This is a genomic window from Pseudomonas sp. RA_15y_Pfl2_54, assembly GCF_963971015.1.
GTDB classification, from domain to species: Bacteria; Pseudomonadota; Gammaproteobacteria; order Pseudomonadales; family Pseudomonadaceae; genus Aquipseudomonas; species Aquipseudomonas baetica_A.
In genome coordinates, this window is the sequence record NZ_CAXAPN010000001.1 from 78,206 (window position 1) to 92,596 (window position 14,391).

Annotated in this window: 14 protein-coding genes; 9 read left to right on the top strand and 5 right to left on the bottom strand. The window is 59.5% G+C overall.

Features of this window, described 5'->3' with window-relative positions:
- Positions 1-162: 162 nt before the first annotated feature.
- Positions 163-1,683, bottom strand: a complete 1,521-nt coding sequence (gene exaC, locus AACY50_RS00465; RefSeq protein ID WP_339464735.1) for an acetaldehyde dehydrogenase ExaC — start codon at positions 1,681-1,683, stop codon at positions 163-165.
- A 302-nt stretch (positions 1,684-1,985) separates the two neighbouring features.
- Between exaC and AACY50_RS00470 the strand changes: the two genes are divergently transcribed.
- From AACY50_RS00470 to AACY50_RS00485, 4 genes are all read left to right on the top strand, one after another.
- Complete coding sequence (locus AACY50_RS00470) at positions 1,986-3,893, top strand: sigma-54-dependent Fis family transcriptional regulator (RefSeq protein WP_339431330.1); 1,908 nt, start codon at positions 1,986-1,988, stop codon at positions 3,891-3,893.
- A gap of 147 nt (positions 3,894-4,040) precedes the next feature.
- Positions 4,041-5,390, top strand: coding sequence for a UDP-N-acetylmuramate:L-alanyl-gamma-D-glutamyl-meso-diaminopimelate ligase (gene mpl, locus AACY50_RS00475; protein WP_339493920.1), 1,350 nt, complete (start codon positions 4,041-4,043; stop codon positions 5,388-5,390).
- A complete protein-coding gene (ubiX, locus tag AACY50_RS00480; protein ID WP_221730205.1) occupies positions 5,387-6,034 on the top strand; it encodes a flavin prenyltransferase UbiX in 648 nt (215 codons plus the stop codon). The genes mpl and ubiX overlap by 4 nt, the downstream gene beginning before the upstream one ends.
- The gene (locus AACY50_RS00485) at positions 6,027-6,311 is read left to right on the top strand and encodes a YceK/YidQ family lipoprotein (RefSeq protein ID WP_339431332.1); all 285 of its coding nucleotides are present in this window, start codon (positions 6,027-6,029) and stop codon (positions 6,309-6,311) included. The genes ubiX and AACY50_RS00485 overlap by 8 nt, the downstream gene beginning before the upstream one ends.
- A 140-nt stretch (positions 6,312-6,451) precedes the next feature.
- Here AACY50_RS00485 and AACY50_RS00490 read toward each other — a convergent pair whose 3' ends face one another.
- From AACY50_RS00490 to AACY50_RS00500, 3 genes are all read right to left on the bottom strand, one after another.
- Positions 6,452-7,093: an oxidoreductase gene (locus AACY50_RS00490; RefSeq protein WP_339431333.1), complete on the bottom strand. Its 642-nt coding sequence runs from the start codon at positions 7,091-7,093 to the stop codon at positions 6,452-6,454.
- Positions 7,094-7,120: 27 nt separating this feature from the next.
- Complete coding sequence (locus AACY50_RS00495; RefSeq protein ID WP_339431334.1) at positions 7,121-8,848, bottom strand: C13 family peptidase; 1,728 nt, start codon at positions 8,846-8,848, stop codon at positions 7,121-7,123.
- A 111-nt stretch (positions 8,849-8,959) separates the two neighbouring features.
- Positions 8,960-9,415, bottom strand: coding sequence for a MaoC family dehydratase (locus AACY50_RS00500; protein WP_034153755.1), 456 nt, complete (start codon positions 9,413-9,415; stop codon positions 8,960-8,962).
- A 193-nt stretch (positions 9,416-9,608) separates the two neighbouring features.
- On the opposite strand from AACY50_RS00500, the gene AACY50_RS00505 reads away from it, so the two are divergent.
- From AACY50_RS00505 to AACY50_RS00525, 5 genes are all read left to right on the top strand, one after another.
- The gene (locus tag AACY50_RS00505; RefSeq protein ID WP_339431335.1) at positions 9,609-9,971 is read left to right on the top strand and encodes a CidA/LrgA family protein; all 363 of its coding nucleotides are present in this window, start codon (positions 9,609-9,611) and stop codon (positions 9,969-9,971) included.
- A complete protein-coding gene (locus AACY50_RS00510) occupies positions 9,971-10,687 on the top strand; it encodes an LrgB family protein (RefSeq protein ID WP_221730200.1) in 717 nt (238 codons plus the stop codon). Before AACY50_RS00505 ends, AACY50_RS00510 begins: the two co-directional genes overlap by 1 nt.
- A gap of 10 nt (positions 10,688-10,697) precedes the next feature.
- Entirely contained in the window at positions 10,698-11,288 is a 591-nt protein-coding gene (locus AACY50_RS00515; RefSeq protein ID WP_339431336.1) for an LON peptidase substrate-binding domain-containing protein, read from the top strand.
- A 90-nt stretch (positions 11,289-11,378) separates the two neighbouring features.
- Complete coding sequence (locus AACY50_RS00520; RefSeq protein ID WP_339431337.1) at positions 11,379-11,633, top strand: hypothetical protein; 255 nt, start codon at positions 11,379-11,381, stop codon at positions 11,631-11,633.
- A gap of 65 nt (positions 11,634-11,698) precedes the next feature.
- Positions 11,699-12,277 (top strand): hypothetical protein, encoded by a 579-nt coding sequence (locus AACY50_RS00525; protein WP_339431338.1) that lies wholly within the window; start codon positions 11,699-11,701, stop codon positions 12,275-12,277.
- Between the two features lie 65 nt (positions 12,278-12,342).
- Here the strand turns inward: AACY50_RS00525 and AACY50_RS00530 are convergent, their stop codons facing one another.
- A complete protein-coding gene (locus tag AACY50_RS00530) occupies positions 12,343-14,136 on the bottom strand; it encodes a hypothetical protein (protein WP_339464731.1) in 1,794 nt (597 codons plus the stop codon).
- Positions 14,137-14,391 lie beyond the last annotated feature (255 nt).

A 14,391-nucleotide genomic window follows, 5' to 3' on the forward strand; every position in this document is an offset into this window, starting at 1 on the left:
TTGTGTGTTGTGTCATTAAGGACGCCTTCGCGAGCAATCCCGCTCCCACATCGGATCTGTGCCGAATCCAGCCATGTGGGCCGAAGCAAGTCCCCTGTGGGAGCGGGCTTACTCGCGAAGGCGATTGAACGGGCAATACAAACCTTTGTGTTGCCCCCGGTTTTAGAAGAAGCCCAACGGATTGATGTCGTAGCTCACCAGCAGGTTTTTGGTCTGCTGATAGTGGTCGAGCATCATCTTGTGGGTTTCACGGCCAACGCCGGACTTCTTGTACCCGCCGAACGCGGCATGCGCCGGGTACAGGTGGTAGCAGTTGGTCCACACGCGACCGGCCTTGATCGCCCGGCCCATGCGGTAGGCGCGGTTGATGTCGCGGGTCCACAGGCCCGCACCGAGGCCGAACTCGGTGTCGTTGGCGATGGCCAGGGCTTCGGCTTCGTCCTTGAATGTGGTGATGCTCACCACTGGGCCGAAGATTTCTTCCTGGAACACGCGCATTTTGTTGGTGCCCTTGAGCAGGGTCGGCTGGATGTAATAACCGGTCGACAGATTGCCCTCGAGTTTTTCCACCTTGCCGCCCGTCAGCAGTTCGGCGCCTTCGCCCTTGGCGATTTCCAGGTACGACAGGATCTTGTCGAATTGTTGCTCGGACGCCTGGGCGCCGACCATGGTGTCGGTGTCCAGCGGGTCGCCACGTTTGATCGACAGGACCTTCTTCATCACCACTTTCATGAATTCTTCGTAGATCGATTCCTGCACCAGCGCACGGGACGGGCAGGTGCAGACTTCGCCCTGATTGAAGAACGCCAGCACCAGACCTTCAGCGGCCTTCTCAATGAAGGTCGGCTCGGCCTGCATGATGTCTTCGAAGAAGATGTTCGGCGACTTGCCACCCAGTTCGACGGTGGACGGAATGATGTTCTCGGCGGCGCACTTCATGATGTGCGAGCCGACCGGGGTCGAACCGGTGAAGGCGATCTTGGCGATGCGTTTGCTGGTGGCGAGGGCTTCGCCGGCTTCTTTGCCGAAGCCTTGCACCACGTTGAGTACGCCCGGTGGCAGCAGGTCGCCGATCACTTCCATCAGTACACAGATGCCCAGTGGCGTTTGCTCGGCCGGTTTGAGCACCACGCAGTTGCCGGCGGCCAGCGCCGGGGCGAGTTTCCACGCGGCCATCAGCAGCGGGAAGTTCCACGGGATGATCTGACCGACCACGCCCAGCGGTTCATGAATGTGATACGCCACGGTGTTGCCGTCGATTTCGGCAGCGCTGCCTTCCTGGGCACGCAGGCAGCCAGCGAAGTAACGGAAATGGTCGGCGGCCAGCGGAATGTCGGCGTTGAGGGTTTCGCGGATGGCTTTGCCGTTGTCCCAGGTTTCGGTGATCGCCAGCAGTTCGAGGTTCTGTTCGATGCGGTCGGCGATTTTCAGCAGGATCAGCGAGCGCGCCTGCACGGAGGTCGCGCCCCACGCATCGGCGGCGGCGTGGGCAGCGTCCAGTGCCTTGTCGATATCTTCGGCAGTGGAGCGCGGGAATTCGGCAATCGGTTGGCCATTGACTGGCGAGGTGTTGGTGAAGTACTGACCTTTGACAGGCGCGACGAACTCGCCGCCGATGTAGTTACCGTACTTGCTCTTGAACGAGACTTTGGCGCCTTCAGTACCGGGGTGAGCGTAACGCATGATGATGTTCTCCTTGGCTTTGTACTTATTAGAGAAACGCGCAAGTGCGCTTGCTATAAGCGTAGAGCAAAGGTTGGGCCACTGCCGTGCAGGTCAGGTAAATCAAGGCCTTGGGTGGTTTTTGTCGGACGGGCGGAGCGCGCCTGTGACGGTTTCGGTACAGCGGGGGTGACAGTTTGTACCGTTCTTGGCACAGCCTGTGACCGGACAGTCTCGCCAGCATTGCAATGCGCCGGTGGCTGGAGGATGCTGGGCGTCACCTCAAGCATTGGGCCGTCGAGCCTCGGGGAGAACAATAAGAAATGCACGACAACCATTTGAGTCGCCATGCCCAGCAGGTTCTCACGGCCACCCAGGGCAAACCGCACCTGCACGGGCCCGGTGCCGATCCGTCGATTGCCCGCTCTTGGCTGCGTTGTCTTGAGGACTATCACCTCGACCCGGCCCTGGCCATGGCGCCCACCGTGCTCGAACACGGGCGCGTGCTTGAAAGCCGCGAGCGTCTGCAACAGGTTCTGCAGATCGCCGGCAATGAAATGAGCAGCCTGCATCAACAACTGTCCGGCGCCGGCCACGCGGTGCTGCTGACCGATGCGCGCGGGGTGATCCTCAACTGCGTCACCGCGCCCGCCGAGCGCAGGATTTTCGAGCGCGCCGGCCTCTGGCTCGGGGCTGACTGGAGCGAAGCCTGTGAAGGCACCAACGGCATCGGCACTTGCCTGGTCGAGCGTCAGGCGTTGACCATCCATCAGGATGAACACTTTCGCGGTCGTCACACCGGCCTGACCTGCTCGGCGAGCCCGGTGTTCGACCCGCACGGCGAACTGTTGGCGGTGCTCGATGTGTCTTCGGCGCGCCACGATGTCTCGCGCCAGAGCCAGTTCCACACCATGGCGCTGGTCAATCTGTCGGCGAAGATGATCGAGAGTTGCTACTTCCTGCGCTGTTTCGATAACCAATGGTTGTTGCGTTTTCATTTGCAGGCCGAGTCCGTCGGCCTGTTCAGCGAAGGCTTGCTGGCGTTTGACGGGGAAGGGCGGATCAGTGCGGTCAACCAGAGTGCGCTGAACCTGCTGGGGCATATTCGCGGTGGGTTGCTCGGCCAACCGGTCGAGGCGTTTTTCGATTGTTCGCTGGATGAGTTGCTGGGCCGCGCGAGTGCCAATGCCAGCGCCAGTTGGCCGCTGCGCACCCGCGACGGGCGACATCTGTTTGCCGTGTTGCGTGGCGAGTCGCGCAAGCCGCTGCCGATCATCCCGGCCCCCATCAAACCCGAGCCTGCGCGTCTGTCGGGGATCTGCCTCGGTGATGCGGCGCTGCAAGCGGACTTTCGTAAAGCCCTGCGCGTGTTCGAACGCGATGTACCGCTGCTGATCAACGGTGAAACCGGCTCCGGCAAAGAGGCTTTCGCAAAGGCTGTGCATCAGGCCAGCCAACGATCGAGCAAAGCCTTTGTTGCCCTCAACTGTGCGGCCATCCCCGAGAGCCTGATCGAGAGCGAACTGTTCGGCTATCGCGGCGGCAGCTTCACCGGTGCCCGCAAGGACGGTATGCGCGGCAAGTTGCAGCAGGCCGATGGCGGTACGTTGTTCCTTGATGAAATCGGCGACATGCCGCTGGCCTTGCAGACTCGCTTGTTGCGGGTGCTGGAAGATCGGCAGGTGGTGCCGATTGGCGGTGAGCCCGAAGCGGTCAACGTGAGGATCATCAGCGCGACCCATCGCAATCTGCTGGGCCGGGTCGAGGACGGCAGTTTTCGTGAGGATCTGTATTACCGGCTCAATGGGTTGGAAGTGGCGCTGCCTGCATTGCGTGATCGCAGTGACAAGTCGCAATTGCTGGATTTTCTGCTGGCCGAAGAGGCAAGCGGCGAACCAATCCTGATTGAAGCGCCGGCGCGTGAGGCGTTGCTGGCGTTCAACTGGCCGGGCAATGTGCGGCAGTTGCGCAATGTGCTGCGCACGTTGGCGGCGTTGTGTGATGACGGGCGGGTTGGGCTGGAGGATTTGCCGGCGATGTTTCGACAAGTGCGACCGAGGGTGGCTGTGGAGGTTTGTGCGGCCGAGCATCCCCTTGAAGATGCCGAACGCTTGGCCTTGCTCGCCGCGCTGGAACAGACGCGGTGGCACATGACACAAACGGCGCAACAGCTTGGGGTCAGTCGCAATACGCTTTACAGAAAGCTGCGCAAACACGCTATCGCCCGCTAAACCGGGTCGCGCCATTGGCGAGCAAGCCCGCGCCCGCAAGGACTGCGCTGACATTGTGGGCGCGGGCTTGCTCGCTAAGGCGCGAAACACAAGGTGCGATTTCCCCCTCCCTACGCTAACCTGCGGCCATGTTTTACGAGGTCGACTATGCACATTCATATTCTGGGTATCTGCGGGACTTTCATGGGCTCGATGGCGGTTCTGGCCAAAGAGCTGGGCCATCATGTGACCGGCTCCGACGCCAACGTCTATCCGCCGATGAGCACGCAGCTTGAGGCCCAAGGCATTGTGCTGACTCAGGGCTACGACCCGGCCCAGCTCGATCCGGCACCGGATCTGGTGGTGATCGGCAACGCCATGTCCCGCGGCAATCCGGCGGTGGAATATGTGCTGAACAAAGGCTTGCCGTATGTGTCCGGCCCGCAATGGCTGGCCGATCATGTGCTGCAAGGTCGCTGGGTGCTGGCCGTCGCCGGTACCCATGGCAAAACCACCACCAGCAGCATGCTTGCCTGGGTGCTGGAACACGCCGGCATGAGCCCGGGTTTCCTCATCGGCGGCGTGCCGCAGAACTTCTCGGTGTCCGCACGTTTGGGCGGTACGCCGTTCTTCGTGATCGAGGCCGACGAGTACGACAGCGCCTTCTTCGACAAACGCTCGAAGTTCGTTCACTACCGCCCGCGTACCGCGATCCTCAATAATCTTGAGTTCGATCACGCGGACATCTTCCCGGATCTGCCAGCGATCGAGCGGCAATTCCACCATCTGGTGCGCACGATCCCGAGTGAAGGCCTGGTCATTCATCCAACCACCGAGCCTGCCTTGCAGCGTGTGATCGAGATGGGTTGCTGGACCCCGGTGCAAACCACCGGTGCCGGCGGGCAGTGGCAGGTCAAGTTGCTGAAGGACGACGGTTCGGCGTTCGAAGTCATGTTCGAAGGTGTGTCCCAAGGCACCGTCGAATGGGAGCTGACCGGTCAGCACAACGTCGCCAATGCCCTGGCCGCGCTGGCAGCGGCGCGTCATGTTGGCGTGGTGCCGTCGATGGGCATTGCCGGGCTGAGCGCCTTCAAGAACGTCAAACGCCGGATGGAAAAAGTCGCTGAGGTGCGCGGCATCACCATCTATGACGACTTCGCTCACCATCCAACCGCGATTGCCACCACCCTCGACGGCTTGCGCAAGCGCATCGGCGATGCACCCTTGATCGCGATCATCGAGCCGCGTTCCAACTCCATGAAGCTGGGCGCGCACCGCGACGGTTTGCCGGACAGCGTGGTCGATGCCGATCAGGTGATCTGGTACGCCCCGGCCAACCTCGGCTGGGATCTGGCCGCCACCGCTGCGTTATGCACGGTGCCGTCGATTGTCAGCGATTCACTGGAAGGCATCATCGAACGTGTGAAGAGCCAGGCTCAGCCCGGCACTCACGTCGTGATCATGAGCAACGGCGGCTTCGGCGGCCTGCACGGCAAACTCGCCGAGGCGCTGCAATGAACACTCGTTTGGAGAGCAATGGCCCCGAACGCATCACCCTGGCAATGACCGGCGCTTCAGGCGCGCAGTACGGTTTGCGCCTGCTCGATTGTCTGGTGCGTGAAGATCGCGAGGTGCACTTCCTGATCTCCAAGGCTGCGCAACTGGTGATGGCCACCGAGACCGATGTGTCGCTGCCGCCCAAACCGCAGACGATGCAGGCATTCCTCACCGAATACACCGGAGCGGCCGCCGGGCAGATCCGCGTGTATGGCAAGGAAGACTGGATGTCGCCAGTGGCCTCAGGCTCCGGTGCACCTGCGGCGATGGTCGTCGTGCCATGCTCCACCGGCACGCTGTCGGCGATTGCCACCGGTGCCTGCAACAACCTGATCGAGCGCGCCGCCGACGTGACGCTGAAGGAGCGCCGCCAGTTGATTCTGGTCCCGCGTGAGGCGCCGTATTCGAGCATTCATCTGGAGCACATGCTCAAGTTGTCGAACATGGGCGTGACCATCCTGCCGGCGTCGCCGGGTTTCTATCACCAGCCGCAGACCATCGATGACCTGATCGATTTCGTCGTGGCGCGGATTCTCAATCTGCTGGGCATTCCCCAAGACATGCTGCCGCGTTGGGGTGAGCATCATCTGAGCAGCGATGAATAAGCTGCTGATCGTTGTGCTGGCGCTGCAACTGGCCGGTTGCGCTACGGCACGCACGCTCGATGCCGCCAAACCGGGGGCGCCGGTGGTGTATGCCGGTACGCGGCTGGATTTGTATGCGATCAATGGCGGGTGTTGCGCGATGGATCGGTTCGGGGCTGAGGCGCCGAGCTATCCGGGCGTGGATCTGCCAGCGAGTGCGTTGCTCGATACGCTGTTACTGCCGTTGTCGTTGCTCACGGTGATTGGCGTGGGATTTCAGGCAACTGGTGGATTGTAGGGGAGTGCTCGCACTCCATTGGCGGGCACGGGCAAGCCACGCTCCCACAGGGATTGAGTCTTACGCCAGGTCTGTATTCGCTGAAGATTACTGTGGTGTCTGGGCTTGCTCGCGAAGAGGCCAGCCCAGACACCACAAAACTACTTGCCGAGCTTGCGCAACTCATCCGATTCAATCACCCGCACCCCATCCTGTTCTTCCAGCGCCAGGCGCCACATGGCGCGGGCCAGTTGGCAGGCCTCGATGCCACGGTATTTACCGGGGATCAATTTTGAAAACGGCGCAGCAAGCTGCTCGCCCAGACGCGGTTCGGTGCGTTCACCGAGCAGCAGCGATGGCCGGCAAATGGTCAGTTGCGGCCAGTTCTGCGCGCGCAATGCCTGTTCCATTTCACCTTTGACCCGATTGTAGAAAATCGATGAATTCGGATCGGCGCCCAGCGCGCTGATCACGATCAGGTGCCGTGCGCCCATCTCCCGTGCGCGTTTGGCGAACGCCACCACCATGTCCAGGTCGACCGCACGAAAGGCGGCTTCGGAGCCGGCCTGTTTGATGGTGGTGCCGAGGCAGCAATAGGCGATGTCGACACGGCCGCTGAGCTGCGGCAGAAAAACCTGCGGGTCGCCGACCGGGTTTTCCAGATGCGGGTGTTCCGCCAATGGCCGACGGGAAGGGGCGAGCACGCGAGAAATCGTTGGTTCGTTGAGCAAACGGTCGAGCAGGTGTTCACCGGTCAAACCGGTGGCTCCGGCAAGCAATACGTGCTGAGGCGTCAAGTACATAGTGTCTCTCCCTTGATACTGTTCAGCTTAGTTGCTCTTTATCGCTGCGTCGTTCAATGCAGCACTTTGCAACGCTTTCCTGGCTTGCTGTTTGCGCAGCAGTTGCCAATGTGACAGCACGGTTTTCGGCGCCCAGATTTGCGGCTCCGAGGCTTCGAAATTGTCCGCCAGTTCACGCTCGGCGACGGTGGCTTTGGCCAGTTTGAAGGCGTGTTCGAGATCGTCGGTCTGGTTCAGCGCCTGGGCGAACAGTGCATCGCCGAAGTAGGTGAAGTTGGCTTCTTCGGAGCAGCCAAAGGACACGCGATCGGCGCGCGAAGCCGTCATGATCAGCGTGCGTTCGTCTTTGAGGGCCGGGATGAAGCCGCCGGAGTAGCACGCTGAGATCACGATGATCTTGTCGCGGTTTTTCAGCGGTGCCAGCACGGCGGCGAGTTCGTCGGCGGGCAGCTCGGCCAGTTCCATGCGCGGCTGGTCGAGTACCAGTTCGTGTTCGGCGGTGCCGTGGCTGGTCAGGTAGATAAACAGCAGGTCTTCCGGGCCGCTGCGTTCGGCGAGGGTTTGCGCGGCGCGGCGCAGATTCTCGCGAGTGGCCATCGGTCGGTCGGCGAGGTGGTCGCGGTGGTTGACCAGGCGGATCTGGCCATAAGCCCCAAACCGCGTTTTGAGCATGTTGGCGACGTAGTCGGATTCGCGCAGGAACACGCTCTGCTTGCCATCGCCGCCCAAGGTCAAGGTGTACAGCTCAACCGCTGGGGTTGAGGCCGGGATGGCCGCCAGGGCGTCATCAAGCAAGCGGCCCTGGGCCAGCAAGCCGAGTTCGAGGATGTCGGGCAGCAACTTGCCGTCGGCATCGCGCACTCGCTGGCCATTGACCCAGGTGCCGCTCATCACGCTGCCATCGGTCAGCACCAGGATGCCGCGTCCAGAGTAACTGTCGCTGTCGAAACCACCGATGTAGAAGCTGCCGTCAGACAGATTCAAGCGTCCCTGACCGCTGAAGCGCCAGTCGTTGAATTCGCCCACGTAGTGGCTGCCGTCGGCGCCGATCAGTTCACCCTTGCCGGTCAGCGCTCCTTCCTTGAACTGTCCGAGCCAAACGTCGCCGTCGGCGTTTTCGTAGCGGCCCTTACCGTGCAACTGGTTGTTCTTGAAACCACCGACGTAGACGTCACCGTCAGCGCTGTTGAAGGTGCCGTTGCCTTCCAGTTGACCATTGACGAAATGGCCGGTGAACGAGTTGCCGCTGGAGTCGCCACGCTGGCCTTCGCCGTTGGGTTTGCCATGGGCGAACTGGCCTTGATAGGAACTGCCATCGTCCATTTCGAGACGGCCGAGCCCGGAATATTGATCAGCCTTGAACTCGCCACGGTAGGTCATGGCGTTTTCTTTCAGGGTGCCTTCGCCGTCCCGTCGGCCCTGCTTGAAACCGCCGGTGTAACTGCTGGCGTTGGTGGTCAGGCTGCCCTGGCCGTCGAACAGACCTTGCTGGAACTGGCCGCGATAGACCTCGCCATTGCTGCCATGCCATTCGCCCTGCCCGTGCCACTGCCCCTTGTCGAACTGCCCGGCGTACCAACTGCCGTTGGGGTAGTCGACGCGCCCCTGGCCTTGCAACAAACCGTCGACCAGTTCGCCGCGATAGCGTCCGCCATCCGGCAGGCGTGCATCAGGAGGCAACAGCGATTCGCCGTCGCCGCATGCGGCAAGCAACAGGGTCAAGGCTAGGGGGGCAAGAGTGGCGAGTGAGCGCATAGCGGGATCCGGGCAATTAGGCGACCGAGTATGCCGCAGCTATGTGACCTTATACAGCCGCCGCTAAGACAGTGGATGCGAAACAGCGTGCGCTGCTTCGCATCCCGGCGCTTAAACGAAGCAGAGCGACAGGGGCTCGGCGATGTAGGCCGGTTTGTCCGAGCCTTCTATCTCCAGTGTCGCTGTGGCTTTGAGCAGCCATTGGCCAGGTTTTTTCTCGGTCACTTCGCCCAGGTCGACCTTCAGGCGAACTTTGGAATTGACCTTCACTGGCTGGATGAAACGCACGCTGTCGAGGCCATAGTTGACCACCATCTTCACGCCTTGCGGCAGCACGAGGATGTCTTCCATCAATTTCGGGATCAGCGACAACGACAGGAAACCGTGGGCAATGGTGCTGCCAAATGGCGTTTGCGCGGCTTTGACCGGGTCGACGTGAATGAACTGATAATCCCCGGTGGCTTCGGCGAACAGGTTGATGCGCTCCTGATCGATGGTGAGCCATTCGGAACGTCCGAGTTCCTTGCCGACATAATCTTTGAGCTCTGCAACTGGAACATAGGGCATTGAGACTCTCCTTGGGTTCATCGGTTTTATAGTTTTTCAGGTGGGGGATTTGACCGCCCTGCGAACCACTGTAGATCATCATGGCGATTTGCTCAGGTCAACTGACCATGCTTTTGGCGAATGCCGATCCATAGCGCAGGCGTGCTTATAATGCCGAGCCCCTGCTGGGCGGAAAGTAAGACGGAGATGTCGGATGTTGCTACGTGGCCTGACCCTGCTGGTGCTGTTTCAATTGCTCGGCACGGCGCTCAATCACTTGCTGTTGCCGGTGCTGCCGGGGCCGATCATCGGCCTGCTGCTGTTGCTGGTGTTCCTGATCATGCGTGGTGAGGTCGACGAACCGCTGAATCTCGCGGCCGCGAGCCTGCTGCGTTATTTGCCGTTGCTGCTGGTGCCACCGGCAGTGGGCGTGATGGTTTACGCCGCGGCGATTGCCGCCGACTTCTGGGCGATTGTCGGCGCACTGGTGGTGTCGTTGATTCTGTCGATGGCCTTCGCCGGAATGCTGATGCAGCGCATGGTCAGGCGTCACACGCACCGCTCGGAGGAGTCCTGATGCTTTTCGACTGGCAAGGTGCCTGGGACTCCGTGATCCACCATCCGCTGTTCGGCATCGGCATCACCCTGGGTGCCTATCAACTCGTGCTGGCAGCGTTCGAGAAAACCCGCTGGATCTTTTTGCAACCGGTGCTGGTCTCCATGCTGTTGGTGATCGGTGTGCTGGTGGGCTGTGGCCTGACGTACGCCGAATACCGCAAGAGCACCGAGATCCTCAGCATTCTGCTGGGGCCGGCGACGGTGGCGTTGGCGGTGCCGTTGTATCTGAACCTCAAACGCATCCGCCAATTGTTCTGGCCGATTTTTACTACGCTGGTGATAGGCGGGGTGGTTGCCACGGGGATGGGCGTCTTGCTGGGCTGGTGGTTCGGCGCCGATCACATGATTCTGATGACCATGGCGCCCAAGTCGGTGACTTCGCCGATCGCCATGCTGGTGGCCGAGCAGATCGGCGGTGTCGCAGCATTGGCGGCGGTGTTTGTGTTGATCACCGGCGTGATCGGGGCGATCTTCGGCCCGGCGTTGTTGACCCGGCTAGGCGTGCATAGCCCCGAGGCGCGCGGTATGGCGCTGGGCATGACCGCGCATGCGGTCGGCACTTCGGTGGCGTTGCAGGAAAGTGATGAGTGCGGCGCCTTCGCGGCGCTGGCGATGAGTCTGATGGGCGTGGCCACGGCGGTGTTCCTGCCGTTGGCGGTGTCGATGGTGGTGTAAGGAAATGTCTATGAGTCTGCCGCTTTTCCCGCTGAACACAGTGCTGTTTCCCGGCTGCAACCTCGACTTGCAGATCTTCGAGGCGCGCTACCTGGACATGATCGGTCGCTGCATGAAACAGGGCGGTGGCTTTGGTGTGGTGTGCATCCTCGACGGCCATGAAGTCGGCGTTGCGCCGCAAGGTTTTGCCTTGGTCGGGTGCGAGGCGCGGATCACCGATTTCCAGCAGCAGGACAATGGGCTGTTGGGCATTCGTGTACAGGGTGGACGGCGTTTCAATGTGCTGCGCACCGACGTGCAGCGCGATCAGTTGATCCTCGCCGACGTTGAGTGGCTGGACGACGATCCCGAGCAACCGTTGCAGGACGAGGACGCCGACCTGGTTGCCTTGCTCAAGGCTTTGGCCGAGCACCCGATGGTCGAGGCGTTGAACATGGGCACTGACGCGCCGGGTCAGCAGTCGCTCGCCAATCAGTTGGCGTATCTGCTGCCGTTCGCCGAAGAAGACAAGATCGATCTGCTGCAACTTGATGATCCACAACAACGACTGGATGCCATCCAGGCGTTGCTCGATGAATTACAGGGAGAGTTGTTCACCTAGTTGTACTTTGAATCAACTCACAATGCCTGCCAGTATTGTTTTGCTTCTGTCTTTATCTTAAGTTCAAGTTCCCCGCAGGAAGCGGGTGATATGAACAATAATAAGGAAGACGTCATGACGGTATATGAAGATGAGTGGGCGTTTTGGGATGACATCGCTGGCAAGTATATTTTGAAACATGCCGGGGCTGATCATAACGTTGCCAATGTGATTGAAGCGGCCTGCGTCTATGCCGATTTGATGGTGGTTGCGCGGCGTAAGCGTAAATCTGAAAAAATTCCTGTCAGCGAAGTTCCGCGTATGTCTGCAACCGCGAAAACCATAGTGGCAGCGGCGACCGCCTGACTGTTTTTTCAGATGGCCTGGCACCCTGACGATTACGGCGCCAGGCCTCCATGGATGGAAATTTTATGACTGTATCGATAAACACCGACATCACATTTACTGCAAACCTGTACCTTGACGGTCTGCCAGTAGTGCTCAATCAACAGCGCCTCCAACAGCGTCTGCGCAGTCCGCGTCTTACCAAACGCGAGCAACTGGATGCCGAAGTTAATCTGGCAGATTCTCGTGTTGCCAGTTTACTCACCCTTGCTGATCACGAACACGACGAACCTTTACTGTTGAAGTTCGTTGCGCAGGGCGACCGGTACGCGATCCACGTCGTGCAGCGCGGCATGTTTGATAACGCCAGATTAGCCTTCGAAAACAAAACACATAATCTATTGGCCAGCACGGCTGATAAAACGGATTATTTTTCGATCAATAAGCTTGGGGTGTCGAGCACTACTTTTAGCGATATCGAATTCGGGGCGGCCTATATTGGTTTGGTCAGTGAGTCGAATAACAGGCCTTTGTATTGCAATGTGGTCAAGGGCATGAGCACGTTCCTGAATGTCAATCCCAACCTGTCGAAACACGATGCCTTTAATTACAGTTCTGCTGTGTTTGTAATTAAAGTTGTTGAAAAGCTTTCAGCCGTTACCTGATAAAAAGCGCCATGCCTCGATTAGAAGTATGGCGCGATTCATTCGGTCAAACCGCTGGCTTCAGTTCAAGGTCTTTCATGCTCGGGTGTCGGCCAGGTGATGTCACCTGCAAATGTGTCGCGTCCTTTCGGCAAGAACAGTACCTTCGCGCCATCGGCGCCTACTCGGTCTATCAGTGCGTCATAAATCGTGGTGCCTTGCTCGCTGTAAGTGAGCGTTCCGTTCCAGGTTGCTTTCTCGATAGCGCTGACACTGCCGCCGGCACATTTGAATACATCCTCGACGCACGCTGCACGGGTCAGTTGCGAGTTCACCAGCCAGAGCCGCTGGGCACTGATGCCCCGTGTCGGCATCGACAGGCGCCCCTCTGTCGGATCGGCTTCAAAATCCAGATCGTTCAGGTAGAGGTTTTCCGCGCCGGGCACGACTTCGATGCCGCGGGTATCGATGACATAAAGGAAGCCTTGGGTCTGCTGGCGCCGAACCAGTGGGTAGTCTTTGGAGTAATCCAGTTCAAACGAGGTGTCAGATTCTGCGTCTGAACCATCGCGACTACCGGGTGAGATATCGCCATCGGAAATCTTGCCCGGATACCGATTGGCCTGGGAGTTGTAATGCAGGGGGTGGGAGTATCCGCCCAACTCGCTTTTGTACCACAGGGCCTTGCCCAGACTGAATGTCGCACTCAAGGCCCACTTGGTGGTAATGCCAGAGGGATTGCCCTTGAGCCTGACCATGCGTTTATCCCGTGCCAACTCGAAAGGCGTGCGGTGGTCGCCCCGGAACATGGCAGGGATGTCGGTTCGATACAAAGCGAGATGCACATTGCGCTGATACCCCGCATGGTCCGTGTAGTTTTTCAGAAACTCGGCTTCATATCGTTGCTGTGCGGGAGGTAGCTCCTTCACATACTCAAAGCCATGATTTCTCAACTTGAGAAGGTAAGGCTCCAATTCTTGTGCGATCAGATTAAACCGCTGGTTGTCATCCTTGTTTTGAGTCAATCGTTTGTGTTGTTCCGCCCATTCGGGAAACGGTCCGCTTTCCAGCTCCTGACGCAAGCGGATCTGCTGTGCCACGGTCAAGTTGTAGCTGCGCAGCCATTGCGCACGTTCACTGGCAGACATTTGTGGATAAAGCCATCCCAGTGAATCAATCAGATAGTCGTGCGCTTTCACGCCCTTGAAGCGGCGGGCCCAATCAGGCGCCGTGCCGCTGACTTGCGCCTCATTACGAAACACCCACGCCTCTGCACCCTGCAAGCGATACATGCGCCAGATATCGCCGTCGGTCCATTGCTCAAGTTTCACGGTTACAGAACGGTCGCCCCGAGCTTCACGCGGGTCGACCTTGACCCACCTTTGTTTTTCATCCCTGAAGGCGTAACCGGTTCCCGGATAAAAAAGATTGGGATCAGCCTCACTGTGCCGGCGAACCGAATAGTAGCCATCGTGATCTGGAAGCTGGGAAATGGTGTGCTGACGGATATCAAAGTACTCGCTCGGTTTTTTCAGGCTCCAGGCATTGCTGTCGGCTATTCGGTAAAGCGGTGGCCCCCAAAGATCACGCTTGCTCAGCGACTTTGCCCGATAGGCTTTCATGGGGGCGTGGTACATCACCATCACCGTCTGGATGGCCGTGTCTGGATCATCGCTGGTGACGTCCGCAAATTGTCTGCCATTGTAGGCTCTCAGTCCGTCTGCAGCCGGCGCGGGTAGATGGTTCCCGACGTTCAGTACGTAGGGTTCCAGGGGAGAGGTCGTGACAGCAGGCCGGGGCGCAACGAGATCGGGCATCGGCGTGACGGTGACGGTGGCCCCTTGGTGCGTGGTTCCTGCGATCGGGCTGTCGGCGCTCACTCCAGCCGAAATCGTGTTCGAGCTGCCCGGGCTGAGTCGACCGGGCGGGTGGAAAACCGAATCGTTTGGTCTGTTGTCAGGTGTGATTGGGCGGGGGGCGGAGGGGCCGGGTGTATCCATCTTTGAATTTGGTCGTGAGCCCGGTTTGGGTCGCATGCAATAAAACTCCTTTTTGGATAAAACAGCCTGTCCGTAGGCTGTCGGGTTTGTATCGTTCTTTTGCGTGAAAGCAGCGCCAGTCACAACAGAGATCGC